This is a genomic window from Streptomyces kebangsaanensis, assembly GCF_001906585.1.
GTDB lineage: Bacteria > Actinomycetota > Actinomycetes > Streptomycetales > Streptomycetaceae > Streptomyces > Streptomyces kebangsaanensis.
The window spans coordinates 15,828-38,580 of the sequence record NZ_JUJA01000077.1; the positions used below are offsets into that span (position 1 = coordinate 15,828).

Below are 22,753 nucleotides of genomic sequence, written 5' to 3' on the forward strand. Positions count from 1 at the left end.
CCGGAGGGGTGAGCGGGTCAAGGGGTGTCACGCGAGGTTGTTCGAAAACGAGCCCCCTCCGCCGGCCGGCCGTCGGGCGAGAGTCTCCGCGCGGGCCGTGCGCAGGCGCCGTACCCCCTCGGCGATCTCGGCCGTGCCGGCGACCGCGGCGAAGCTCAGGCGCAGGTGGGGAGCCGGGGGTTCGGCGCTGAAGTAGGGACGGCCGGGGGTGACGGCGACGCCGGCGCGCAGGGCGGCGGCGGTCAGGGCGGACTCTCCCCCGGAGCCGAAAGCCCGGGAGGTTCCCCCCGTGCCGTCGGGCAGGCGCAGCCAGAGGTGGTAGCCGCCGGAGGGGACGTGCGGGAGGACGAGTTCGGGCAGGTGCTGCCGCAGCGCGGTGGTCATCGCGTCGCGGCGGCTCTTCAGCTCGGCGGCGAGGGTGCGCAGATGGCGCGGCCAGGCGGGTGAGCCGACCAGTTCCAGGGCCGCCTCCTGCAAGGGCCGGGGCACGAAGAAGGTGTCGACGACCTGGATGGCGCGCAGCCGTTCCAGGACCGGGCCGCGGGCGACCAGCGCGCTCACCCGGAAACTGGGCGAGGTGGCCTTGGTCAGCGAGCCGACGTGGACGACGACCCCGTCCGGGTCGTCGGCGACGAGCGGGGGCGGCAGGGGTCCGGAGTCCTCGTGCGCGAGCCGCCGTACGAAGTCGTCCTCGACGACGAACGCCCCGGCCTCGCGGGCGGCCCGCAGCACCCGCGCGCGCCGTTCGGGGGCGAGTACGGCCCCGGTGGGGTTCTGGAACAGGGGCTGACAGACGAACACACGGGCGCCGCTCGCCCGGAACGCGTCGGCGAGCAGTTCCGGCCTCACCCCGTCGGCGTCGACGGGCACGGGCACGGGCCGCAGCCCGGAGGACCGGGCGATGGCCAGCATGCCCGGGTAGGTGGGTGACTCGACCAGGACCGGGGCGCCGGGCGGGGCGAGCGCGCGCAGGGCGGTGGTGAGCGCGGACTGGCCGCCGGCGGTGATCAGGACCTCGGCGGCGGTGACGGTGCCGTCCGGCCCTCCGACGCACCGTGCGAACCACTCGCGCAGCTCCGGCAGCCCCTCCAGCGGCGGCCGTCCCCAGGCCCCGGGGCGGCGGCCCGCGCGGGAGAGGGCGGCGGCCATGGCCCGCTCGGGCTGGAGCGAGGGGTGGAGGTAGCCGCCGTTGAACTCGATCACGCCCGGCGGGGGCGCGGCGAGCGAGACCGTGACGCCGGAGGCGTCCACCGTGCGCGGTACGAGGTCGGCGGCGCCGTCCGCGCTGAGCGCGACCTCCTGCCAGGAGGTGTCGCCGTCGGGAGCGGCCGCCGCGCGCGGCGCCGTGCGGAACGCGCCGGCGCCGGGCCGGGTGACCACCAGGCCCTCGGCGGCCAGCTGCGCCAGGGCCCGCGAGACGGTCACGGGACTGACCCGGTAGCGCTCGACGAGGGCCCGGCTCGACGGGAGCTTTCCACCCGGCGAGTAGCGGTTCAGCTCCTGTCGCAGCTGTTGGGCGAGCTCATCGACGCTGCTACGCTGCTGCATGAGAGCACAGAGTAGCGCTATCGCACCGACACCGATAGCGGTCGACGCCCCGGACCCGGCCCGGACCCGCGCCGGCACCCTGCAGGCCGCCCTCGGCGTCGTCGCCTTCTCCCTGACCTTCCCGGCCACCGCCTGGGGCCTGGAGGGCTTCGGGCCCTGGTCGCTGGTGGCCGTGCGCAGCGTGCTCGCCGCCGTCATCGCGGGCGGCTGTCTGCTGGCGCTGCGCGTCTCCCCGCCCGCGCGCCGCCACTGGCCCGGGCTCGCGGTCGTGGGCGCCGGAGTGGTCCTCGGCTTCCCGCTGCTCACCACGCTCGCCCTGCGGACCTCCACCACCGCGCACGCCGCCGTCGTCGTGGGCCTGCTGCCGCTGACCACGGCGCTGTTCTCCGCGCTGCGCGTCGGCACCCGCCCCTCGCGCACCTTCTGGGCGGCGGCGCTGGCGGGCGCGGCGGCCGTGGCCGGCTTCACCGTGCGGCAGAGCGGCGGCGCCCTGAACGCCGCCGACGGCTGTCTCTTCGGCGCCCTGCTGATCTGCGCCGCCGGTTACACCGAGGGCGGCCGGCTGGCCCGCGCCGTGCCCGGCTGGCAGGTGATCGGCTGGGCGCTGGTGCTGTGCCTGCCGCTCACCGTGCCCGGCGCGGCGCTGGCGCTGGCGTACGAGCCCGTGCAGCTGGGCGTGCACAGCGTGACCGGGCTGCTGTGGGTCGCGGCGGGCTCGCAGTTCCTCGGCCTGGTCGTCTGGTACCGGGGCATGGCGGCCGTCGGCATCCCCAAGGCCAGCCAGTTGCAGCTGGCCCAGCCGCTGCTCACACTGGTGTGGTCGGTGCTGCTGCTCGGCGAGCATCTGACGCCGGCCGCCCCGCTGACGGCCGTCGCCGTGCTCGTCTGCATCGCCGTCACCCAGCGGGCGCGCGGCTGACCGGCCCGCGCTTCGCTCCCGCAGATCCCGAGAACCGAGGACCGCTGCTCCCGAACACGGTGAGGAGGCCCTGCAGATGCGCGCATCCGTGGGTGACCAGCTTGTCCAGCACGGCAGGGTGGTCGGCCAGCACGACCAGATCTCCGAAGTCGTCGAAGTGATGGGCAAGGGAGGCAACCCGCCCTACCGTGTCCGCTTCCCGGACGGGCACGAGGCCGTGATGTCACCCGGTCCCGACTGCCAGATCCGCCACCGGAAGGAACACGAACAGCGCTGATCAGCGCGGGGGGTCCGCCGGCTGCCGGTAGTGGCCGGCGACCACCCGCGCCATCGCGCCCGCCGGGTCGGCCGCCACCTCCTTCCCGGCGAAGAACACGTGCCCGCGCGCCTCGGGGTACCCGGCCGCGAGGGTGAGGTGGCGGGACAGCTCGTCCGGGTCCCGCCAGGCCGCCCCCTGCGCCGGGTCGCCCGCCTTGTACAGCGCCTCCCCCACGTACAGCTTCGTACGGCTGCCCCGGGCCGTCCCGGCCCACCAGGACACCAGGGTGGCGTAGTCGGCGGCGGCGAAGCCGATGTTCCAGTACAGCTGCGGGACGACGTAGTCGATCCAGCCCTCCTCGACCCAGGTGCGCGTGTCCGCGTACAGGTCGTCGTACGTCTGGACGCCCGCCCGGGTGTCCGAGCCGCGCGGGTCGGTCGAAGCGTTGCGCCACACCCCGAAGGGGCTGATCCCGAACTGCGCGCCGGGCCGGATCCTCCGGACGGCCTCGGCCGTCTCGCGGACCAGCCGGTCGACGTTGTCCCGCCGCCAGGCGNGCTCGCGAAGCCGCCGCCGTGGCGGGCGTAGGCGTCGTCGTCGTCGAAGGGCAGTCCCGCCACCGGGTACGGGTAGAAGTAGTCGTCGAAGTGGACGCCGTCCACGGGGTATCCGCGCACCGCGTCGAGCATCGCCTGCCGGACGAAGGCCCGTACGGCGGGCAGGCCCGGGTTGTAGTAGAGCCTTCCGCCGTACGGGACCACCCAGTCGGGGTGCTCACGGGCCGGGTGGGAGGCGGCCAGCCGAGACGGGTCGGCGTGCAGGGCGATCCGGTACGGGTTGAACCAGGCGTGCAGCTCCAGGCCCCGGGCGTGCGCCTCCCGTACGGCCGTGCCGAGCGGGTCCCAGCCGGGGTCCTTGCCCTGGGTGCCGGTCAGGTACCGCGACCACGGCTCGTACGGGGAGGGCCACAGCGCGTCGGCGGTCGGGCGCACCTGGAACATCACCGTGTTGAGCCGGCGGCGTACCGCCACGTCGAGCAGGGCGGTCAGCTCGTCCTGCTGCCGGGCCGCGCTCAGCCCCGTGCGCGAGGGCCAGTCGCGGTTGTCCACGGTGGCCAGCCACATCCCGCGCATCTCGGTGGCGGTGCTCCGGCCCCGCGCGTCCGCGGCCCTCCGCGGGCGGCCCGTCGCGGTGGCCGCGTACCCGGTGACCGCCAGGGCCGACAGCGCGGTCGCGGTGAACGCCCGTCGTGTCACTCGGCCCATCCGGGCACACCCCCGGTACGACGTGGATCCGCGCCGTCACGGACCGTGTACCGGGACAGCATGCCCGACCCGGGCGATCGATCATCGGTGCCGCGGGGGTAACGTGCACGATCGGAGCAGGCACCACACCAAGGACCGCCTGCCGCACGCCGTGGATCAGCGAAAGGGACGATGTGACAGACATCGAGCGCGTCGGAGTGGTGGGCTGCGGTCAGATGGGTGCGGGTATCGCCGAGGTGTGCGCCCGGGCCGGCCTGGACGTGAAGGTCGCCGAGACCACCGGCGAGGCCCTGGAGATCGGCCGTACCCGGCTGTTCAACTCCCTGGCCAAGGCGGCCGAGCGCGGCAAGATCACCGAGGAGGAGCGGGAGGCGACGCAGGCGCGGCTGAGCTTCACCACCGACCTCGGCGAGTTCGCCGACCGCGATCTGGTGATCGAGGCCGTCGTGGAGAACGAGCAGGTCAAGACCGAGATCTTCCAGGTCCTGGACCAGGTGGTGACCCGGCCGGACGCGATCCTGGCCTCCAACACCTCCTCGATCCCGCTGGTGAAGCTGGCGGTCGCCACCGCACGGCCCGACCAGGTGATCGGCATCCACTTCTTCAACCCGGCCCCGGTGCAGAAGCTGGTCGAGCTGATCCCGGCGCTGACCACCTCCGAGGGCACGCTGAGCCGGGCGCAGCTGTTCACCGAGAAGGTGCTCGGCAAGCACGCGATCCGCGCCCAGGACCGCTCCGGCTTCGTCGTCAACGCGCTGCTGATCCCCTACCTGCTCTCCGCGATCCGGATGTTCGAGTCGGGCATCGCCAGCCGCGAGGACATCGACAACGGCATGGAGCTGGGCTGCGCCCACCCGATGGGCCCACTGAAGCTGTCGGACCTGATCGGCCTGGACACGGTGGCCTCGGTGGCGCAGAGCATGTACGAGGAGTACAAGGAGCCGCTGTACGCCGCTCCCCCGCTGCTCCAGCGCATGGTGGACGCCGGCCGGCTGGGCCGCAAGAGCGGCTCGGGCTTCTACACCTACGGCTGACGCGCCTCCCTGCGGGCCCGGCACCGGCGGTTCGGTGCCGGGCCCGCCGCATTCACACACCGTGTGCGCTCCGGGCCCGCATATGCCGCTCACACACTCTCCCCACCGGCCCACCAGGGGAGTTGACTCCTGATGCGTGTGCAAGGGATGTGAGACGACTACGGAAAGGAGCGGACCTGTGACCGCCGATCCCGAGCATCCCGTTGTTCCCGGGGAACTCGCAGAGTTACGGCGCCGTCTGGACGTGGCGTACGCCCGCGTCGAGGGCGGGCTGGCCCTGCTCAGCCACCGCACCGAGGAGACCGCCAAGGAACTGGACGAGCTGAGCACGCGGCTCGTCGCACTGGAACACTCCCGCTGGCCGCTGCCCGCGGTCGCCACCCTCACGGCGCTGGGCTCACTCGTCGTGGCGGTCTGGCAGTTCTTCGGCCGCTAGCCGGCCGCCGGCCCGGGCAGTACGGCCGGGCCCTGTCGTCAGGGCAAGGTGTCCTGCCCGAGCCTGAGGTGGTGCAGGAGAAGCAACGCGGCCGCCATGTTGGCGGCCGGGACCTCGCCGCGGGCGACCATGTCGGGAACGAGCTTGAGGGAGACCCACTCCCGACGGTCGGACTCGAAGTCGTCCACGGGGTGCCCCACGTACTCGCCCTCGTCCGACCAGTAGATGTGGTGCCGGGCGTCGGTGAGGCCGTTGGAGGGCTCGACGCTCATGAGGTGGCGCAGAGGCCCCGGCCGCCAGCCGGTCTCCTCCTCCAGTTCCCTGGCGGCGGCGGCCACCGTGTCCTCGCCGTCCTCGACGACGCCCGCCGCGAGCTCCCAGCCCCAGCTGTCGGTGATGAAGCGGTGGCGCCACAGAAGGAGGACTTCGTTGGCCTCGTTCACCACCGTGGCCACGGCGACGGGCCGCAGCCGGATGAGGAAGTGGTCGAGATGCCGGCCGTCCGGCAGTTCGACATCCGCGAGGTTGACGGTGAACCAGCGGTTCGCGTACACAGTTTGTTCGTTCTGTTTCGTCCATTGCACGGTTGTGCCACCTTCCGTCGGGTCAGTGGCAATATCGCAGGGGGAGCGGTCCCGCAGCAGGCGCACGGCGAGTCGCCGGCGGCACAGCGGGGCGGTCACAGCGGTACGCGCAGGGCCCCGTCGATCAGTTCGGCCGCCTCCGCCGTGCCGGCGCAGCCTCTGCGCACCAGGTGCTCACGGACCGCGCGCAGTCTGTCCCGCAGCCGCTGGGACTCCATCCCACGGGCCTGCTCGGCCATCTGCACCGCTGTGGCCACCGCCTTGTCGGCGTTGCCCTGGCGCAGTTCGATCGTGCTGAGCATGGCCAGCCGGTGCACCCTGCCCCGGTCGTGCGCCGGGTTGTCCACGGCCGCCGCGGCGTGCTCCCCGGCGGCGGCCAGCTCGCCGAGGCTGAGCAGGGCCTCCGCCACCTGTACGTTGACCAGGCCCGGCTGGACATAGCCGGTCTCGTCGGGCTCGTACCCGCGCCGGATGCGTTCGGCGGTGGACTCGGCACGCCGGATGCAGGACAGGGCGCTGCCCCCGTCGCCGAGGTGGGCGTACGCCTTGGCCTGCATCGCGTAGAGGTCGGAGGCGAGCGCGGGGGTGATGTGCTTGCCGGCGGCGCGCAGCGCGGCCTCGGCGAAGGCGACGGCCTGGCGGTACTCCCGCAGGAACAGCGACTGGTTGACCAGCAGCGCTATCACGTACGCCCCGAGTCCCCGGTCCCCGCTGGCTTTCGCGAGCCTGAGCGCCTGGTGGAAGTAGCGCTGGGCGAGGCCGTGCGCGTCGGAGTCGTAGGCGCAGATGCCCACGATCGCCACCAAGGCGCCGGTGGCGCGGTGCAGTTGGCGGCCGGTGGTGTCGGTGTAGCTGCCGCGCAGCAGCGGGGCGGCCTCGGCGTTGAGGAAGCCCACGATGCGGCTGCGGGTCGCGATGCCGCCGGCCTTGCGGTACATCTGCTCGTAGTGCGTGCGGGCGGCGCGCAGCATCTCGATGTCGCCCGGGGTGACCCGGTGCGGGCCGCCGCGCGAGACGTCCACGTCCTCGGGCGGGTTCTCCCACTCCCACACCGGCATGACGGCGGGCGTGCCGGTCACGGCGGGGGCGCCGAGGACGTGCGGGCGCTGCTGCTCGTCGGAGCGCCACAGGGCGGTGGCGCGCTCGACGAAGCCGGACAGCGAGGTGCCGTGCGGGGCGGACGGCTCGCCCGGCACGCCCAGGCCGATGTCGTCGAGCGTGACCGGCCGGTGCAGGCGGGCGGCCAGCACCTCGCAGATCAGGTCGGGCACCTGGCCGCGGGGCCGCTGGCCCTTCAGCCACCGGGCCACCGCGGTGTGTTCGTACCTCAGGGCGAGTCCGCGGCCCCGCCCCGCCTGGTTGACGTGCGCCGCCAGGCCCGCGTGCGAGATGCCCGCCTCGTCCAGGATCGCGTCGAGCAAGGTGTTGGGCTGCATGGGTGCCCCCCGGGTGGCTCGGTGGCGCCACTGTAGTGCGTCCGCCTTCACACGGGGTGTGAACGGAGTACGCGAATCCGGGCTGTGCGCGCGCTGTCGCGGAGAGTTTCCGGCCGGTTGACTGAACTGCCTCTCCAAGAGGCCGGCGGGGCCGCCGGCTCCCCCTCGAACAGTGCGGCGGCCCTGCCTGGCTGTTCGAGGCGCGGGGCGGCCAAGAGATCGGGGCTGCGAGTGGTGTGCCGGCCGCGGGCCCCGTCCGGGCTGGTCGCGCGGTTCCCCCTGCCCCCTCAGGCCGCGTTGGCCTGGTCCCGATCAGCGACGCCGGCCTTTCGACCGGGCCGGCTCGGAGGGGGCGCGGGGAACTGCGCGACCGACCACCGACTACCCGCAGTCGGCAACGGACTTGCAGTCCCCGACGCTCCCCCGGAACCAGCTCCGCAGGAACTAGCTCCGCAGCACAGCCCCCGTGCGCTCAGCGGCCAGCGAAACCGCCGCGTCGCGGGCCGCCGACGCCTCGTCGACCGTCAGCGTCCGATCGGGTGCGCGGAAACGCAGCGCATAGGCCAGGGACTTGCGGCCCTCGCCGAGTTGCTCGGCGTTCTCGTAGAGGTCGAACAGCCGGATGGACTCCAGGAGTTCACCGGCACCCTCGCGCAGCGCGGCCTCCACGTCGGCGGCCGGGACCGGCTTGTCGACGACGAGGGCGACGTCCTGCGTGGCGACCGGGAAGGTGGAGATGCCCGGCGCCTGCGGGGTGTCGTCGCCGACCTGCTCCAGCAGGTCGAGGTTCAGCTCCATCGCGCAGGTGCGCTCGGGCAGCCCGAACGCCTTGAGCACGCGCGGGTGCAGCTCGCCCGCGTGGCCCACGACCCGCTCGACGCCGTCCACGACGACCGTGAGGTCGGCGCAGCGGCCCGGGTGCCAGGGACCGTACTGGCCCTTGCGGACGGTCGGTTCGGCCCCGGCCTCGCGGGCGACGGTCCGGGCGGCCTCGATCGCGTCGGCCCAGTCGGCCGGGCGGCCCTTGCCCCACCAGCCGGCCTGCTCGCGGGCGCCGGTGAGGACGACGGCCACGTGGCGCGGCTGCTCGGGCAGCACGGCGGTCAGCCCGGCGATCTCCTCGTCGGTGGGACGCCGGTCGACGGGCAGCCGGACGGCGAGCCGCTGCTCCTCGCCCGGGTGGAAGACCAGACCGGTCTCGAACAGGGCGAGGTCGTGGCTGCCGCGGCCGTCGTTGCGGCGCAGCGCGCCGAGCAGGCCCGGCAGCAGCGTCGTCCGCAGCGCGGGCTCCTCGTCGTTGAGCGGGTTGACCAGCTTGACCACGCGGCGGGCGGGGTCGTCGGCGTCCAGGCCGAGCTGGTCGAAAACCTGCTCGGCGACGAACGGGTACGTCGGCGTCTCGACGTAGCCCGCGCCGGCCAGGGCCCGGCCGACCCGGCGGTGCAGCCGCTGCCGGTGGGTCAGCCCGCGGCCCGAGGGGGGCTTGGGCAGCGTGGAGGGCAGGTTCTCGTAGCCCTCCAGGCGGATGACCTCTTCGGCCAGGTCGTTGGGTTCGGCCAGATCGGGCCGCCAGGACGGGACGGTGACGGTCAGCTCGTCCTGCCCGCCCGTCTCCCGACCACCGCCCCTCAACGACGCGTTCCACGCGGCAGTATTTCCCACGACGACGCAGCCGATCTCCTGCAGCCGGCGGACCACAATCTCGCGGCCGTAGGCGACGCCCGCGACCTTGTCCGGGTGGTCGGCCGGGACGGTGACGGTGCGCGGCGCGGAGGGTGCGACCACCTCGGTGACGCCGGCGTCGGCCGTACCGCCCGCGAGGAGGACCAGCAGGTCCACCGTGCGCTGGGCCGCGGCCGCGGCGGCCTGCGGGTCGACGCCCCGCTCGAAGCGGCGGGAGGCCTCGGAGGTCAGCTTGTGGCGGCGGGCGGTGCGCGCGACGGAGATCTGGTCGAAGTGGGCGGCCTCGACGACGACCTCGGTGGTGGTGCCCTCGGTGTCGTCGATCTCGGTGTTGGCGCCGCCCATGACGCCCGCGAGGCCGATCGGGCCGCGCTCGTCGGTGATGACCAGGTCCTCGGCGTGCAGGGTGCGCTTGACGCCGTCGAGGGTGGTGAACTTCTCGCCCTCCTCGGCCCGGCGCACGCCGATCGTGCCCTGGACGCGGGCGCGGTCGTAGGCGTGCAGCGGCTGGCCCAGCTCCAGCATCACGTAGTTGGTGATGTCGACGGCGAGCGAGATCGGGCGCATGCCGGCCTTCTGCAGGCGGCGCTGCAGCCAGATCGGGGAGCGCGCCTCGGGGTCGAGGCCGGAGACCGTGCGGGCGGTGAAGCGGTCGCAGCCGCGCGGCTCGTCGATCCGCACCGGGTAGCCGAAGGCGTTCGCGGCGGGTACGTCGAGCAGGGCGGGGTCGCGCAGCGGCAGGCCGTAGGCGATGGCGGTCTCACGGGCGACGCCGCGGATGGACAGGCAGTCGCCGCGGTTGGCGGTGACGGCGATGTCGAGGACCTCGTCGACCAGCTCCAGGAGCTCGATGGCGTCCTTGCCGACCTCGGTCTCCGGGGGCAGCACGATGATGCCCTGGCTGCCGTCGTCGCCCATGCCCAGCTCGTCGCTGGAGCAGATCATGCCGTGGGAGGTCTTGCCGTAGGTCTTGCGGGCGCTGATCGCGAAGCCGCCGGGCAGCACGGCGCCCGGGAGGACCACGACGACCTTGTCGCCGACGGCGAAGTTGCGGGCGCCGCAGACGACCTCCTGCGGCTCGCCGGTGCCGTTGGCCTGCCCGACGTCGACGGTGCAGAAGCGGATCGGCTTCCGGAAGCCCTCCAGCTCCTCGATGGTCAGCACCTGGCCGACGACGAGCGGCCCCTTGAGGTCGGTGCCGAGCTGGTCGACGGTCTCGACCTCCAGACCGGCCGAAATGAGCTTGGCCTGGACGTCGCGGCCGGTCTCAGTCGCCGGCAGGTCGACGTACTCCCGCAGCCAGGAAAGCGGGACCCGCATCAGATCTCCATCCCGAACGGCCGGGTGAACCGGACGTCACCCTCGACCATGTCTCGCATGTCTTCGACGTTGTGGCGGAACATCAGCATCCGCTCGATGCCGAACCCGAAGGCGAAGCCGCTGTACTTCTCCGGGTCGACGCCGCAGGCGGTGAGCACCCGCGGGTTGACCATGCCGCAGCCGCCGAGTTCGATCCAGCCCTCGGAGGAGCAGGTGCGGCAGGGCCGGTCGGGGTTGCCGACGGACTCGCCGCGGCAGACGTAGCACACCATGTCCATCTCGGCGGACGGCTCGGTGAACGGGAAGAAGTTGGGCCGCAGCCGGGTCTTCATGCCCTCGCCGAACAGGGACTGGACCATGTGGTCCAGGGTGCCCTTGAGGTCGGCCATGGTCAGGCCCTCGTCCACGGCGAGCAGCTCGACCTGGTGGAAGACGGGCGTGTGGGTGGCGTCCAGCTCGTCCGTGCGGTACACGCGGCCGGGGCAGATCACGTAGACCGGCGGCTCGCGGTCGAGCAGCGAGCGGATCTGCACGGGCGAGGTGTGGGTGCGCAGGACGACGCCGGACTCGGTGCCGCCCTCGGGGCCCTGCACGAAGAACGTGTCGTGCTCGCCGCGGGCCGGGTGGTCCGGGCCGATGTTCAGGGCGTCGAAGTTGAACCACTCGGCCTCGACCTCGGGGCCCTCGGCGACCTCGTAGCCCATGGCCACGAAGATGTCCTCGATGCGCTCCGAGAGCGTGGTCAGCGGGTGCCGGGCGCCGGCCGGGACGCGGTCGTACGGCAGCGTGACGTCGACGTCCTCCTCGACCAGCACGCGGGCGTCCCGCTCGGCCTCCAGTTCGATCTGGCGGGCGGCGAGCGCCTTGTTGACCGCGCCGCGGGCCATGCCGACGCGCTTGCCGGCGTCGGCCTTGGCATGCGGGGGCAGGGCGCCGATCTCGCGGTTGGCGAGGGCCAGCGGGGAGGCGGGGCCGGTGTGGGCGACCTTGGCCTCGTGGAGCGCGTCGAGGCTGTCCGCGGCGGTGAAGGCGGCGAGCGCCTCGTCCCGCATGCGCTCGATCTCTTCCGGTTTCAACGCCTCGACCTCGACAGGGTCGTACGACTTATTGGGTGCCGACATCTCTTCCCGTGCTTCCGATTGGCTGGGGTGCCCCGTCTACGGTCCGCAGACGATCTCGTGTGTCTGTGGAACTGGACGCAAAGGTGCCATTGGCCGAGTCTAACGGGGCTGGGGAAAGCGAATGCGCCCGTGGGTCCTCGGCAGGTCGCTCAGAGCAGGTGTGCCGGGGTGCCCACGGGCAGGGTAAATCGGAATTCCGCGCCGCCGCCGGGGGCACGGCCGACCGTGATGGTGCCGCCGTGGGCCTCGACGATGCCCTTGACGATGTAGAGCCCGAGGCCCGTGCCGCCGCGCTTGCTGCCCCGCCAGAAGCGGGTGAAGACGCGGTTCATGGACTCCTCCGGAATGCCGGGCCCCTCGTCGCGCACCGTGACCGACGTGGCCGTGTTCTCGATGGTCCCGGTGGTCTCCCCCTCCCGGGGGGACGGCGCGGGCGTGACATCGATGGTGACAGTTCCCTCGCCGTGCCGCACGGCATTTTCGATCAGGTTGCTCAGCACCTGGTCGATCTTGTCCGGGTCGGCCCACAGTTCGGGCAGCGGCTGCTCCATGCGGACCAGGAACCGGTCGGCGGGCTGGCCCGCGGAGACGTACGCCTGGACGTGCCGGCCGACCGCGGCGCCGATGTCGACGAGCTGGCGGCGCACCTCGAGCCGGCCGGAGTCGATGCGGGATATGTCGAGCAGCTCGGCGATGAGCCGGGTGACGCGGTCGGCGTCGGCGTCGACGGTCTCCAGCATCAGCCGTTTCTGGTCGTCGGTGAACCTCTCCCACTTGGCGAGCAGGGTGGCGGTGAAGCCCTTGACGGAGGTCAGTGGCGAGCGCAGCTCGTGCGCCACGGTGGCGATCAGTTCGGCGTGGCTGCGCTCGGTGCGGCGGCGGGCCTCGGTGTCGCGGAGGGTGACGACGACGCGGCGGACCGGCCCGGTGGGGCGGGTGCGGACGTACTTCGCCGAGACGAGGACCTCCCGGCCTCCGTGCAGCAGGAGGTTGCGCTCGGGCTGGCCGACGCGGATGGCCAGCCCGCCGTAGGGGTCGGTCAGCTGCCACCAGCGCCGCCCCTCCAGGTCCTCCAACGGCAGCGCCTTCTCCAGGGGCTGTCCGAGGGCGTCCTCGGCGGGGATCGCGGTGATCCGGGCGGCGGCCGTGTTGAAGCAGACGACGCGCCCGTGCTCGTCGGCGACGACCAGGCCGTCGGGCAGGTCGTCGGGGGCGATGCCGAGTGCGGCCGGCTCACCGTGCCGGGGCGCGGGCGGGTGCCGCACGTCGCGCGTTCCCGGTGTGCTGCTCGTGCCGACACCCATCCCCGTACCCCACCTCTCAGCCGGTGCAGAGGACCCCCGAGCGGGTCACACTACTAGTTCTCCTCGCTCTCCGTGACGGAGCGGGATCCTCCGCGGGCGCGCTGTGCGCGGGCCGACGCGTAGAGACATACGGCGGCGGCGGTCGCGAGGTTCAGGCTCTCGGCCTTTCCGTGGATGGGGACGCGTACGACGGCGTCGGCGAGGGCGCGGGTGTGTTCGGGCAGGCCCCAGGCCTCGTTGCCGAACACCCAGGCGGTGGGGCCGCCCATGGTGCCCTTGTCGAGCTCGTCGTCGAGGTCCTGCTCGCCCGCGCCGTCCGCGGCGAGGACGCGCACGCCCGCGTCCTTGAGGCGGCCGACGGCCTGCTCGACGGGGACGCCGACGGCGACGGGCAGGTGGAACAGCGAGCCGACGGAGGCCCGTACGGCCTTGGGGTTGTAGAGGTCGACGGAGGCGTCCGTGAGGACGACCGCATCGGCTCCGGCGGCGTCCGCGCAGCGCAGGACGGTGCCGGCGTTGCCGGGGTCGCGCACGTGGGCGAGGACGGCGACCAGACGGGGCCGGGCGGCGAGGATCGTCTCGAACGGCGTGTCGAGGAACCGGCAGATCCCGACGAGTCCCTGCGGGGTGACGGTGGTGGCGATGTCCTCGATGACACCGTCGGCGGCGAGGTGGATCCGGGCGCCGGCGGCGCGGGCCTCCCCCACGATGCCGGCGTACCGCTCGGCCGCCTCGACCGTCGCGAACAGTTCGACGAGGGTGGCGCCGCCGTCCGCCGCCCGGTGCGCCGCCGCCTCCCGCACGGCCTGCGGCCCCTCGGCGAGGAACAGCCGCTCCTTGCCCCGGAAGTTCCGCTTGGCCAGCCGCCGCGCGGCCAGGACCCGGGCCGAGCGCGGGGAGATGAGGTCGGGGGTGGCGGGGGGCATGCTCTTCACCTTCGGGAACTCTCTGCGGGTGGCGCAGATACGGCNNNNCAGGCTTCTGCAGCCTGCGGGTCCCTTCAGTCACGTTGGTCGCCGACCGGAAGCCGGCGCAGCGTCACGCAGCCTTGGGCGCGTTGACGTCGCTCGGCAGGGCCTTCTGCGCGACCTCGACGAGCGCGGCGAACGCGTTCGTGTCGTTGACGGCCAGCTCGGCCAGGATCTTGCGGTCGACCTCGACGTTCGCGGCCTTCAGACCCTGGATGAAGCGGTTGTACGTCATGCCGTTGGCGCGGGCAGCGGCGTTGATGCGCTGGATCCACAGCTGACGGAAGTCACCCTTGCGCTTCTTGCGGTCGTTGTAGTTGTAGACCAGCGAGTGGGTGACCTGCTCCTTGGCCTTGCGGTACAGACGCGAGCGCTGACCGCGGTAGCCGGAGGCCTGCTCGAGGATCGCCCGGCGCTTCTTGTGGGCGTTGACTGCCCGCTTGACGCGTGCCACTTGATTAACTCCTTGTAGCGGGGCCGTGGTGGTGCTCGCACGGCCCGGAAACGAATGGGTCCCGGTCCTGACGTAGGGCGCGCTGGATCAGAGGATCACGCGCCGCCGCGTCACTTGCCGAGAAGCTTCTTGATCTTCGCGGCGTCGCCCGGGGCCATCTCGGCGTTGCCGGTGAGGCGACGCGTCACACGGGACGACTTGTGCTCGAGCAGGTGGCGCTTGCCGGCGCGCTCACGGAGCACCTTGCCGGAGCCGGTGACCTTGAAGCGCTTCCTGGCACCGCTGTGCGTCTTGTTCTTCGGCATAGCGCCGTTCTCTCCTCGTGGGTGGCGCTCCGGTGCCCGGTTGCGAGAACCGGGCACGGTGGAGCGTCGCTCTTGTATCGGTTACATCCTGGGACGCGCGTCCCAGGGTGGGGTCACGCCTCGGCGGGCTCCTCGGCCGGTGCCTCGGCGTCCGCGGTGTTCTGCGAGCGACCGGGGTTGGCCTTCGCGTCGGCCTTGCGGGCCTCCTGCGCCTGGCGGGCCTCGGCCATCGCCTCGGTCTTCTTCTTGTGCGGACCGAGAACCATGATCATGTTGCGGCCGTCCTGCTTCGGGTTCGACTCCACGAAACCGAGGTCCTGGACGTCCTCCGCGAGCCGCTGCAGCAGCCGGTAGCCCAGCTCGGGCCGGGACTGCTCGCGACCACGGAACATGATCGTGATCTTGACCTTGTCGCCCTGCTTGAGGAACCGGACGACGTGACCCTTCTTGGTGTCGTAGTCGTGCGGGTCGATCTTCGGCCGGAGCTTCATCTCCTTGATGACCGTGTGCGCCTGGTTCTTGCGCGCCTCACGGGCCTTCATGGCCGACTCGTACTTGAACTTCCCGTAGTCCATGAGCTTGCACACGGGCGGACGGGCGTTCGCCGCGACCTCGACCAGGTCCAGGTCGTACTCCTGCGCAAGCTCCAGTGCCTTCGCGAGCGGCACGATGCCGACCTGCTCGCCACTGGGACCGACAAGTCGCACCTCGGGAACGCGAATCCGGTCGTTGATGCGGGGCTCGGCGCTGATGGATCCTCCTCGGTAGCACCACGCGACGGTCTGGCGGACAGCCGCGTACGTCTGTGATTCGTTAGACCTGACCGCGCCGAAGCAGTAAAAATGCCCCGGACGATCACAGGCGGGGCTCCTCGAACTACCGGAGCAACCGCCGCGAGGACCGCGGGGCGCACTTTCGGGCGGATCGCCACCACTGGGGATGGGACCGCCTGACCGGTGACCCGCCGCCCCGGAGAGCGGTCAGGTGGGAGTTCGAAGCCTCCACTTGTGGGCCGGACTCGTGTGTCGCACGACATGCGGGTCCGACCGGTCGTCACACAAGGTTAGCAGCAACGGGTGGGAACAGCTAATCGGAACAGGACGGGGCTTGGTGAGAGCGGAGGTCCGCCCTGCCCCTATCGTGTGGGGCATGAGTGAGACCCCCTCCGAGAGCCCCGAGACCCCCGACTTCGACGCCATGACCCGCGACATCGCCGAGGTCCCGGCGGTCGAGGTGATCGTGACGGTCGCCGTCAACCTGATGAGCGCCGCCGCCGTGAAGCTCGGTCTGACCGAGGAGGGCGACAGGTACAAGGACCTGGACGAGGCGCGCAAGCTGGTGGCCGCGCTCGCCGGGCTGCTGGACGCGAGCGCGACCGAGATCAGCTCCTTCCACGCGGCGCCGCTGCGCGACGGTCTGAAGTCGCTGCAGCTGGCGTTCCGCGAGGCGTCGGTCGTCCCGGACGAGCCGGGCCAGGGCCCGGGCGAGAAGTACACCGGGCCGGTCTACGGCTGACCCGCCCGCCCCCGCTCCCTCGCGTCCCTGCTCCCTCAGGTTCCTACTCCTTCACGTCCTTCACGTACAAGGGCTCGCCCGGCGGCGTGGCCCCGGCCGGCAGCAGTGCCAGGTCGAGGCCGCGCACCAGGCGGGCCCTCAGTGTGTCGCTGGCGGCGAGCCGCTCGGCGACGGCGCGGACGGCCTCGGCGGGGGCGGCGCCGGCGGACGGGTCGAGGACGAGGGCGAGGGTGCCGTCGGCCCGGCCCGGTCCGAGGTGGGCGCGCAGCACGGCGGGCTCGGCGGCGACGGCCTCCCGTACGGCGGCGGCGACGGCCGGGTCGGCGAGCGGGTCCGTCGTCGTGCGGCCCTCGGCGAGGGCGAGCAGCGCGGGCCCGGTCAGCTCGAACGGCACCGGTCCGGCCACGTCCAGCACCACGGTGTCCGCCTTCTCGTGCGCGGCGGCCTCCAGGGCCTGGTGCAGCGGTACGGCCACGGGCCGGGCGTCCGGGTCCCAGCGGACCAGGGAGTCGGTGGAGGTGAAGGCGGGCAGCGCGGTGCGGTGACCGGCCTTCAGGGTGGGGACGGCCATGTCGCTGGTCTTCTCGCGGCGCAGCCCGTTCTCGTCCTCCTCCACCTCGCCGAGGACGGCCACGACGGGGACGAGGAGCCGGGCGCCCTTGAGCGCCCGCAGGACGGGTTCCACGGCGGTGCGGTCCTCGGCCCAGGCGGCGAGCGCCGCGCTCAGCCGGGGGTCGGCGGAGCCGTCGTCGTCGGCGAAGGGGGAGGTGGGGATGTTCTTCTTGGCCACGGTCCTCGACCCTATCGGCAGGGTGCGCGGTGTTCTCAGGGAGGCGGCGGTGGAGTCGGTGGCGGTGGCGGTGTGCGGTGTCGGCGCCGGACAGAGCTTCGTGTACGGCGACGGCGCGTACGAGACGGCGAGCATCGTCAAGGTCGACATCCTGGCGGCGCTGCTGCTCCGGGCCGAGGACGCGGGGCGGCGGCTGACGGCGCGGGAACGGGCGTACGCCGCCGCCATGATCGGGCACAGCGACAACGACTCGGCGTCGGCGCTGTGGCGGAGCATCGGCGGGGCGGACGGGCTGGACGCGGCGAACGAGCGGTTCGGGCTCAGGGACACCGTCGGCGGCGCCGGCGCGCTGTGGGGTCTGACCCGGACCACCGCCGCCGACCAGCTCCTCCTGCTGCGGCAGGTGTTCGGCGGCGACTCGCGGCTGGGCGAGGCTTCGCGGACGTATCTCCAGGGCCTGATGGGCCGGATCGCCGCGGGCCAGGACTGGGGGGTGTCGGCCGCGGCGGACGGCTCCGCGTGGGCCCTGAAGAACGGCTGGCTGCCGCGCGGCACGACCGGGCTGTGGGTGGTCAACAGCATCGGCCGCGTGACGGCCGGCGGCCACGACTGCCTGGTGGCCGCGCTGTCGAACGGCAGCGCGACGAAGGAGCGGGGCATCGCCCTGGTCGAGGCGGCGGCGCGGCAGGCGGTGTCGGCGTTCCGCGGGAGCGCGTCCCCGCGGGACTAGTGCCGCAACAGGCAACGTTCGCCCCGTCGCGACGCCCGGCACGCACTCTCGCCGCACCGCCCGAAAGCCCAAGTACATCCAGTACGAGGACTTCCGGCCGGCACGCCGAGAGCACGCACCGGACGCCGCTCCTTGACGGGCAAACGTTGCCTGCCGCGGCACTAGAAGAAGTCGCCGGGACTGCGGAACCGGTGGTCGTCCTCGCCCTCACGGCGCCCGCGCCACAGGACGACCGCCACGACCAGCAGCACTCCCCCGACGCTGCCGGCGAGGGGGCCGGCCCAGCCGAGGGCGGTGCCGTCCGGTGCGGCCGAGTCGGGGCCGGGGCCGAAGTACTCGTCGCCGTAGGACGCCGCCCGCAGGCCCTCCGGCNNNNAGGCGGGCGGCTGCCCTGATGGCGGCGGCGGGGTCGATCAGACCGAAGCCGCGGGAGTCGTCGCGGCCGCCGACGGGGGCGTTGCGGGCGGTGTCCTGCAGGAGCTTCTTGATCTGGGCGGGGGTGAGCCCCGGGTGGGCGGCCTTGACGAGGGCGACGGCGCCGGAGACGAAGGCGGAGGCCGCGCTCGTGCCCCAGCCCTCGTAGTACTTGTGGTCGGGGTCGGCGATGACGACGTCCACGCCGGGCGCGCTGACCGTGGCGTACCAGCGGCGGGTGGAGAAGGCGGCGCGGGTGCCGTAGCGGTCCACGGCGGTCGCGGCGATCACGCCCGGGTAGGCGGCCGGGTAGGAGATGTTGTCGCCCTTCTCACCGCCGTTGCCGGCCGAGGCCACGACGACGGAGCCTTTGCTCAGCGCGTACTGGACGGCCTCGTCCTCGGCGGGCTCGGGGTGCGCGGAGGCCGAGTCGTCGCCGAGGGAGAGGTTGATGACGTCGGCGCCCTGGTCGGCGGCCCAGCGGATGCCGTCGGCAAGGGCGTTGCCGCGGGTGGTGCGGGCCTTGGTGCGGGCGGAGTCGCCGTCCTCGAGGATCACGCGGACGGGCAGGATCTTCGCCTCCGGGGCGATGCCCAGGACGCCGTCGGCGTTGCTGGGGCCGTGGCCGTGACCGGCGATGATGCCGGCCATGGCGGTGCCGTGGCGGGCCCAGGCGCGGTCGCCGGGCCGCGCGCCGAAGCCGATCATGTCCTTGCCGGGCAGGACGTTGCCGACGAGGTCGGGGTGGTCGGCCTCGACGCCGGTGTCCAGCACGGCGACGGTGATGCCCTCGCCCTTGGTGGTGCGCCAGACCTCCTCGGTGTGCAGGGCCTCGAGTCCCCACTGCTGGGCGCGGATGCCGTCGGCGTGGGCGGCGGTGGGGGGCACGAGGACGAGACAGGCGGCGAGGAGCAGACTCAGGGTGCCGGCTCTGCGGATCGTGCGGGACACGCGGGTGCCGGGGGTCGCGGCGGTGTTCACGGCAGTCTTCACGGTGGTGTTCACGACGGCTTCTCCGTGGCCGGCTCGACGGTCCGGCGCAGGCTCCGTTCCATGCGGTCGGCCAGACCCTGGGCCTCGTTGCCGAGGCCCGCCTGGGCGGGGGCCGTGGTGGCGCCGGCCTCCGTCGCGTCGGCGGCGGGCTGCGGGGCGTCGACCGTCCGGCCGTCGGCCCAGCCGGAGACGGCGTAGACGACCACGGGAACCTCGGTCAGCACGGAGACGGTCCAGGACGCGCGCTGCTTGTCGCCGAAGGCCGCGGCGACGGTTCCCTCGGCGGCGTACGGGCGGGGCACGAGGTCGGTACGACGGGTGAGCCCCTCGTTCTTGAAGCGGGTGGCGAGGGAGTTCATGGCGGAGGCGTCGGCCTCGGTGAAGAGCAGGCCGACGGTGGTGACGTGGCTCTGGGTGGCGTCGGTGTAGGTGGCGCGCAGCAGGCGGGCGCAGCCGACGGGGGCGAGGACCTTGCGCAGCAGCGGGTCGAAGGCGCCCGCGCAGCCGCTGTCGGGGGCGACGGCGACGCGGGTCCAGGTGCGGTCGGCTCCGCCGGGGCCGGCGCCGCGGCCCTCCACGGTGGGAGGGAAGAGCCGGTCGACGGGGACGCTGTGCCATCGGGCGCCGGCGGCGGCGAAGCCACTGGCCCCGCCGGTCCCGCTCGGCTCTCCGGTGAGCCAACTCCCGGTTATGGCACCGCCAATGAGCCCGAGCCCCAGCACGACACAGGCCGCCGCCACGGCGGCCCGCGGCCGCACCCGCACTCCGCCCACCCGAGTCCGCCCCCGCTCGTCGTACCCCTCGCCCGGTGCCGTGGCGGCTCCCCAGGACAACGCGGGATCGGGCATCACACCGAACGCGGGCCGCTGGGCCGCCGCCCCGTGCGCGTCACCGCCGCCGGCCGGACCGTCGAAGCCGGGTCGCGGAGCCACGCGCCCGGATCCGGCGGATCTCCAGGAGTCACCGGGCACGTCACCGCCGGCCCGGGAGGCGCCGGGGGCGGGACGCGAAGCCGCGTCCCGCCGCCCGGACCCGTCGAAGGCCCTGGGGCCACCGCGCGCGTCGCCGTCGGCCGGCGAAGCGGCGGAGGCCGGGCGGCGCGGCGGGAGGCCGGTGCGGGTCACGGCGTCGGCGGGGCCGTCGGTCCGGCCGGGCTCGCTCGGGCGGGGAGCCGGGGCGGCGGTACCGGGTCTGCCGACGGTGGGGCGGGGCGCGGCGTCCGGCCGGGGGGCGCGCGCGGAGGGCGGGGCCGTCGGGCGGGGCGGAGCGCTCGGGGCCGGGGGACGCCGGAGAGGGACGGGACGCAGGCGTGCGGTCGTCTCCGGCGCGGTCTCGGCCGGTGCGCCGGTACCCCGGGCCGTCGACGGCCGGGGTGCCGGACGCGGCGGTATGCCCCCGGGCGCGTTCCGGCCCGGCGTCCCGTGGCCGGGCCTCGCCGACGCGCCGGGGAAGCGGGCCGTGGCCCGGCCGTCCCCGGTGCCGGTGCCGGTGCCGGTTCCGGTTCCGGATGCCGAGTCGTCCGCGAAGTCCTGGCCACCCGACGGCGCCCCGCGACCGGCCGCGGCCGACGCACCGGAAGAACCGGCCGATTCCACGGGCGCCCCACCCCGGCCGGGTGTCGACGGCGCCTTCGAGGGCCGGGCCGGAGCCCGGCCTCCGCCGTCCACGGACGTCCCACGCCCGGCGGCCGGCGGTCTGTCCGGGAAGCGGGCCGTGGCCGGGGGCGGGGGCGGGGAGTAGAAGTCCGGGAAGCGGGGGCGGAGGGCGTCGGTGCGGGGTGACGGGACGGCGGTGTCGCGTTCCGTGACGCGGGGGCCGGCGGCCGGTGCGCCGGGGGGCACCGCGCTCGGCTCGGCGTCCCTCCCGTCGGCGCTGCCGTCGAAGTCGCCCCCCGCGGGTCGCGTCGGCCGCGGGGGGACGGGGGCGTGACGCGCTTCTGTGCTCATGCACCCCCCGTTTCCTCGTGCCCGGGCCGTTCCGCCGGGCGCGGCCGTCCTCGTCGCCCCGCCCGGCGCGGACTCGTCGTCACGGGGCACGCATACCCGTACGGGCGGATCGCCATCCCGGCTCAACTCCGCGACCAGGATCACTGCGTGTCTCCGCCGTACGTGCGCGTCACTCTACGGGCTGCTCCCACCTGAGCGTGAGCCAGTCCGGGAGCCCGGGGCATCTGCCCGGAACGTCCCCCTACCCTGCGGTAATCCGGTCTGGCAGGCTTCGTTCATGACTGCGCGCGCCGCCGATCGGGCCCGTTACGACCGGGCCACCGCCCATCTGGACGCCCCCGTCGCGATCGTGGACCTGGACGCGTTCGACGCCAACGCGGACGATCTCGTCCGCCGGGCCGGCGGCAAGCCGGTCCGGGTCGCCAGCAAGTCCGTACGCTGCCGGGCCCTGCTGGAACGCGTCCTCGCCAAGGACGGCTTCGCGGGCATCATGTCCTTCACCCTCGCCGAGTCCCTGTGGCTGGCCCGCTCCGGCTTCGACGACGTCCTGCTCGCCTACCCGTCCGCCGACCGCTCCGGCTACGCCGAACTCACCGCCGACCCCGAGCTCGCCCGCGCCGTCACGGTGATGGTCGACGACCCGGCGCAGCTCGACCTCGTCGACGCCTCGCGCGAGGGCGGAGGCGAGGTCGTCCGGGTCTGCCTGGAGCTGGACACCTCGCTGAAGCTGCTCGGCGGACGCGTGCGGGTCGGCGCCCGCCGCTCCCCGCTGCACTCCCCCGCCCAGGTCGCCGGCATGGCCCGTGCGGTGGCCCGGCGGCCGGGGTTCGAGCTCGTGGGGATCATGGCGTACGAGGGGCATGTCGCGGGCGTGGGCGACGCGGTCGCCGGGCGGCCCCTGCGTTCGCGCGCGATTTGGCTGATGCAGGCCGCCGCGCGCCGGGAGCTGGCCGAGCGCAGGGCGGCGGCGGTGCGCGCGGTGCGGGCCGTGGCGCCGGGGCTGGAATTCGTCAACGGCGGCGGCACGGGCAGCGTGCAGCACACCGCGGCGGAGGACGCGGTCACCGAGGTCGCCGCGGGCTCCGGGCTGTACGTCCCGCGGCTCTTCGACAACTACACGTCCTTCCGCGGCCGTCCGGCGGCCCTGTTCGCCCAGCCCGTCGTGCGGCGCCCCGGCGTCGGGGTGGTGACCGTCCTCGGCGGCGGCTACCCGGCCTCCGGCGCGGCCGGCCCGGACCGGCTGCCGGTGCCGTACCTGCCCGAAGGGCTGCGCTACGACCCCCGGGAGGGCCCCGGCGAGGTGCAGACCCCGCTGCTCGGCTCGCCCGCCGACGACCTGCTGATCGGCGACAGGGTGTGGTTCCGGCACGCGAAGGCCGGGGAGCTGTGCGAGCGGTTCGACGCCCTGCACCTGGTCGAGGGCGACCGGGTGACGGCGACCGTACCGACGTACCGGGGCGAGGGCCGCACCTTCCTGTAGCCCGCCGGACGGCTCGGCCCGGCGAGCGGTGTTGGCGAAGACGGGGATGCAGACCATCGTTTGTCAGGGAGGGCCGTGTGACGGGACGACCGCTCATCGGGATCAGTACGTACCTGGAGCCGGGGGCTCGCTGGGGACTGTGGGAGCTGGAGTCGGCGCTGCTGCCGGTGGGTTATCCGCGGCTGGTGCAACGGGCGGGCGGACTCGCCGCGATGCTGCCGCCTGACGAGCCGGAGCGGGCGGCGGCGG

General features: G+C 73.7%; 21 protein-coding genes and 3 pseudogenes. 8 read left to right on the forward strand and 16 right to left on the reverse strand.

Annotated elements, in window-relative coordinates; all coding sequences use genetic code 11:
* Nucleotides 1–27: 27 nt before the first annotated feature.
* Entirely contained in the window at nucleotides 28–1,548 is a 1,521-nt protein-coding gene (locus RH94_RS11155) for an aminotransferase-like domain-containing protein (RefSeq protein ID WP_073947448.1), read from the reverse strand.
* On the opposite strand from RH94_RS11155, the gene RH94_RS11160 reads away from it, so the two are divergent.
* Together RH94_RS11160 and RH94_RS11165 are read left to right on the forward strand one after the other, a co-directional pair.
* Complete coding sequence (locus RH94_RS11160; protein ID WP_073947449.1) at nucleotides 1,547–2,467, forward strand: DMT family transporter; 921 nt, start codon at nucleotides 1,547–1,549, stop codon at nucleotides 2,465–2,467. The two genes, RH94_RS11155 and RH94_RS11160, sit on opposite strands and share 2 nt — an antisense overlap.
* 76 nt (nucleotides 2,468–2,543) lie before the next feature.
* On the forward strand, nucleotides 2,544–2,744 hold the full coding sequence (locus tag RH94_RS11165) for a DUF1918 domain-containing protein (RefSeq protein ID WP_073947450.1): 201 nt from the start codon (nucleotides 2,544–2,546) through the stop codon (nucleotides 2,742–2,744).
* On the opposite strand, the gene RH94_RS43045 is transcribed toward RH94_RS11165, so the two are convergent.
* Both RH94_RS43045 and RH94_RS43050 read right to left on the reverse strand, forming a co-directional pair.
* The coding region (locus tag RH94_RS43045) for a glycoside hydrolase family 10 protein (RefSeq protein WP_234425690.1) at nucleotides 2,745–3,282 on the reverse strand (538 nt) is incomplete at its 5' end.
* 1 nt (nucleotide 3,283) lies between these two features.
* Nucleotides 3,284–3,991, reverse strand: a pseudogene (locus RH94_RS43050) (glycoside hydrolase family 10 protein); the annotation flags it as partial.
* 173 nt (nucleotides 3,992–4,164) lie between these two features.
* Between RH94_RS43050 and RH94_RS11175 the strand changes: the two are divergent.
* A complete protein-coding gene (locus RH94_RS11175; protein ID WP_073947451.1) occupies nucleotides 4,165–5,025 on the forward strand; it encodes a 3-hydroxybutyryl-CoA dehydrogenase in 861 nt (286 codons plus the stop codon).
* Nucleotides 5,026–5,203: 178 nt separating this feature from the next.
* Nucleotides 5,204–5,461 (forward strand): hypothetical protein, encoded by a 258-nt coding sequence (locus RH94_RS11180; protein ID WP_073947452.1) that lies wholly within the window; start codon nucleotides 5,204–5,206, stop codon nucleotides 5,459–5,461.
* A gap of 38 nt (nucleotides 5,462–5,499) precedes the next feature.
* Here RH94_RS11180 and RH94_RS11185 read toward each other — a convergent pair whose 3' ends face one another.
* From RH94_RS11185 to infC, 9 genes are all read right to left on the reverse strand, one after another.
* Complete coding sequence (locus RH94_RS11185; protein WP_073947453.1) at nucleotides 5,500–6,045, reverse strand: NUDIX domain-containing protein; 546 nt, start codon at nucleotides 6,043–6,045, stop codon at nucleotides 5,500–5,502.
* 95 nt (nucleotides 6,046–6,140) lie between these two features.
* Complete coding sequence (locus RH94_RS11190) at nucleotides 6,141–7,481, reverse strand: transcriptional regulator (RefSeq protein WP_073947454.1); 1,341 nt, start codon at nucleotides 7,479–7,481, stop codon at nucleotides 6,141–6,143.
* A gap of 444 nt (nucleotides 7,482–7,925) precedes the next feature.
* Nucleotides 7,926–10,484, reverse strand: a complete 2,559-nt coding sequence (gene pheT / locus RH94_RS11195; protein WP_073947455.1) for a phenylalanine--tRNA ligase subunit beta — start codon at nucleotides 10,482–10,484, stop codon at nucleotides 7,926–7,928.
* On the reverse strand, nucleotides 10,484–11,605 hold the full coding sequence (gene pheS, locus RH94_RS11200; protein WP_073947456.1) for a phenylalanine--tRNA ligase subunit alpha: 1,122 nt from the start codon (nucleotides 11,603–11,605) through the stop codon (nucleotides 10,484–10,486). The genes pheT and pheS overlap by 1 nt, the downstream gene beginning before the upstream one ends.
* Before the next feature lie 149 nt (nucleotides 11,606–11,754).
* On the reverse strand, nucleotides 11,755–12,909 hold the full coding sequence (locus RH94_RS11205) for a sensor histidine kinase (protein ID WP_073947457.1): 1,155 nt from the start codon (nucleotides 12,907–12,909) through the stop codon (nucleotides 11,755–11,757).
* A gap of 53 nt (nucleotides 12,910–12,962) precedes the next feature.
* On the reverse strand, nucleotides 12,963–13,835 hold the full coding sequence (locus RH94_RS11210) for a TrmH family RNA methyltransferase (RefSeq protein ID WP_073947458.1): 873 nt from the start codon (nucleotides 13,833–13,835) through the stop codon (nucleotides 12,963–12,965).
* Between the two features lie 112 nt (nucleotides 13,836–13,947).
* A complete protein-coding gene (rplT, locus tag RH94_RS11215) occupies nucleotides 13,948–14,331 on the reverse strand; it encodes a 50S ribosomal protein L20 (RefSeq protein ID WP_073947459.1) in 384 nt (127 codons plus the stop codon).
* A 110-nt stretch (nucleotides 14,332–14,441) separates the two neighbouring features.
* Nucleotides 14,442–14,636, reverse strand: coding sequence for a 50S ribosomal protein L35 (gene rpmI / locus RH94_RS11220; protein ID WP_073947460.1), 195 nt, complete (start codon nucleotides 14,634–14,636; stop codon nucleotides 14,442–14,444).
* A gap of 113 nt (nucleotides 14,637–14,749) precedes the next feature.
* Nucleotides 14,750–15,388, reverse strand: a complete 639-nt coding sequence (infC, locus tag RH94_RS11225; protein WP_073947461.1) for a translation initiation factor IF-3 — start codon at nucleotides 15,386–15,388, stop codon at nucleotides 14,750–14,752.
* Between the two features lie 397 nt (nucleotides 15,389–15,785).
* On the opposite strand from infC, the gene RH94_RS11230 reads away from it, so the two are divergent.
* On the forward strand, nucleotides 15,786–16,151 hold the full coding sequence (locus tag RH94_RS11230) for a DUF1844 domain-containing protein (protein WP_073947462.1): 366 nt from the start codon (nucleotides 15,786–15,788) through the stop codon (nucleotides 16,149–16,151).
* A gap of 43 nt (nucleotides 16,152–16,194) precedes the next feature.
* Here RH94_RS11230 and RH94_RS11235 read toward each other — a convergent pair whose 3' ends face one another.
* Nucleotides 16,195–16,941: an SseB family protein gene (locus RH94_RS11235; RefSeq protein WP_073947463.1), complete on the reverse strand. Its 747-nt coding sequence runs from the start codon at nucleotides 16,939–16,941 to the stop codon at nucleotides 16,195–16,197.
* Here RH94_RS11235 and RH94_RS11240 point away from each other — a divergent pair.
* Nucleotides 16,925–17,671, forward strand: a complete 747-nt coding sequence (locus tag RH94_RS11240; protein WP_107428681.1) for a serine hydrolase — start codon at nucleotides 16,925–16,927, stop codon at nucleotides 17,669–17,671. The genes RH94_RS11235 and RH94_RS11240 overlap by 17 nt on opposite strands.
* 161 nt (nucleotides 17,672–17,832) lie before the next feature.
* Here RH94_RS11240 and RH94_RS43055 read toward each other — a convergent pair.
* The 3 genes and pseudogenes from RH94_RS43055 to RH94_RS11250 all read right to left on the reverse strand — a co-directional run.
* Nucleotides 17,833–18,043 (reverse strand): annotated as a pseudogene (locus RH94_RS43055) (hypothetical protein); the annotation flags it as partial.
* 4 nt (nucleotides 18,044–18,047) lie between these two features.
* Nucleotides 18,048–19,036: pseudogene (mycP, locus tag RH94_RS11245) on the reverse strand (type VII secretion-associated serine protease mycosin); the annotation flags it as partial.
* A 50-nt stretch (nucleotides 19,037–19,086) separates the two neighbouring features.
* Nucleotides 19,087–19,926: a hypothetical protein gene (locus RH94_RS11250; protein ID WP_234425700.1), complete on the reverse strand. Its 840-nt coding sequence runs from the start codon at nucleotides 19,924–19,926 to the stop codon at nucleotides 19,087–19,089.
* A gap of 1,375 nt (nucleotides 19,927–21,301) precedes the next feature.
* On the opposite strand from RH94_RS11250, the gene RH94_RS11255 reads away from it, so the two are divergent.
* Together RH94_RS11255 and RH94_RS43060 are read left to right on the forward strand one after the other, a co-directional pair.
* Nucleotides 21,302–22,504 carry an amino acid deaminase/aldolase gene (locus RH94_RS11255; protein WP_073947464.1) on the forward strand — a complete coding sequence of 401 codons (1,203 nt, stop codon included), beginning with the start codon at nucleotides 21,302–21,304 and terminating at the stop codon, nucleotides 22,502–22,504.
* Between the two features lie 77 nt (nucleotides 22,505–22,581).
* Nucleotides 22,582–22,753, forward strand: a 172-nt coding sequence (locus RH94_RS43060; RefSeq protein ID WP_407697299.1) for a gamma-glutamyl-gamma-aminobutyrate hydrolase family protein, incomplete at its 3' end; no start/stop codon positions are given.

Excerpts from the sequence above, each read along its gene's own strand:
- RH94_RS11160 (WP_073947449.1), top strand. The coding sequence starts at position 1,547 with ATGAGAGCACAGAGTAGCGCTATCGCACCGACACCGATAGCGGTCGAC.
- RH94_RS11155 (WP_073947448.1), bottom strand. The coding sequence starts at position 1,548 with ATGCAGCAGCGTAGCAGCGTCGATGAGCTCGCCCAACAGCTGCGACAG.
- RH94_RS11165 (WP_073947450.1), top strand. The coding sequence starts at position 2,544 with ATGCGCGCATCCGTGGGTGACCAGCTTGTCCAGCACGGCAGGGTGGTC.
- RH94_RS11190 (WP_073947454.1), bottom strand. The coding sequence starts at position 7,481 with ATGCAGCCCAACACCTTGCTCGACGCGATCCTGGACGAGGCGGGCATC.
- pheT (WP_073947455.1), bottom strand. The coding sequence starts at position 10,484 with ATGCGGGTCCCGCTTTCCTGGCTGCGGGAGTACGTCGACCTGCCGGCG.
- pheS (WP_073947456.1), bottom strand. The coding sequence starts at position 11,605 with ATGTCGGCACCCAATAAGTCGTACGACCCTGTCGAGGTCGAGGCGTTG.
- RH94_RS11205 (WP_073947457.1), bottom strand. The coding sequence starts at position 12,909 with ATGGGTGTCGGCACGAGCAGCACACCGGGAACGCGCGACGTGCGGCAC.
- RH94_RS11210 (WP_073947458.1), bottom strand. The coding sequence starts at position 13,835 with ATGCCCCCCGCCACCCCCGACCTCATCTCCCCGCGCTCGGCCCGGGTC.
- rpmI (WP_073947460.1), bottom strand. The coding sequence starts at position 14,636 with ATGCCGAAGAACAAGACGCACAGCGGTGCCAGGAAGCGCTTCAAGGTC.
- RH94_RS11230 (WP_073947462.1), top strand. The coding sequence starts at position 15,786 with ATGAGTGAGACCCCCTCCGAGAGCCCCGAGACCCCCGACTTCGACGCC.
- RH94_RS11240 (WP_107428681.1), top strand. The coding sequence starts at position 16,925 with ATGTTCTTCTTGGCCACGGTCCTCGACCCTATCGGCAGGGTGCGCGGT.
- RH94_RS11250 (WP_234425700.1), bottom strand. The coding sequence starts at position 19,926 with ATGCCCGATCCCGCGTTGTCCTGGGGAGCCGCCACGGCACCGGGCGAG.
- RH94_RS11255 (WP_073947464.1), top strand. The coding sequence starts at position 21,302 with ATGACTGCGCGCGCCGCCGATCGGGCCCGTTACGACCGGGCCACCGCC.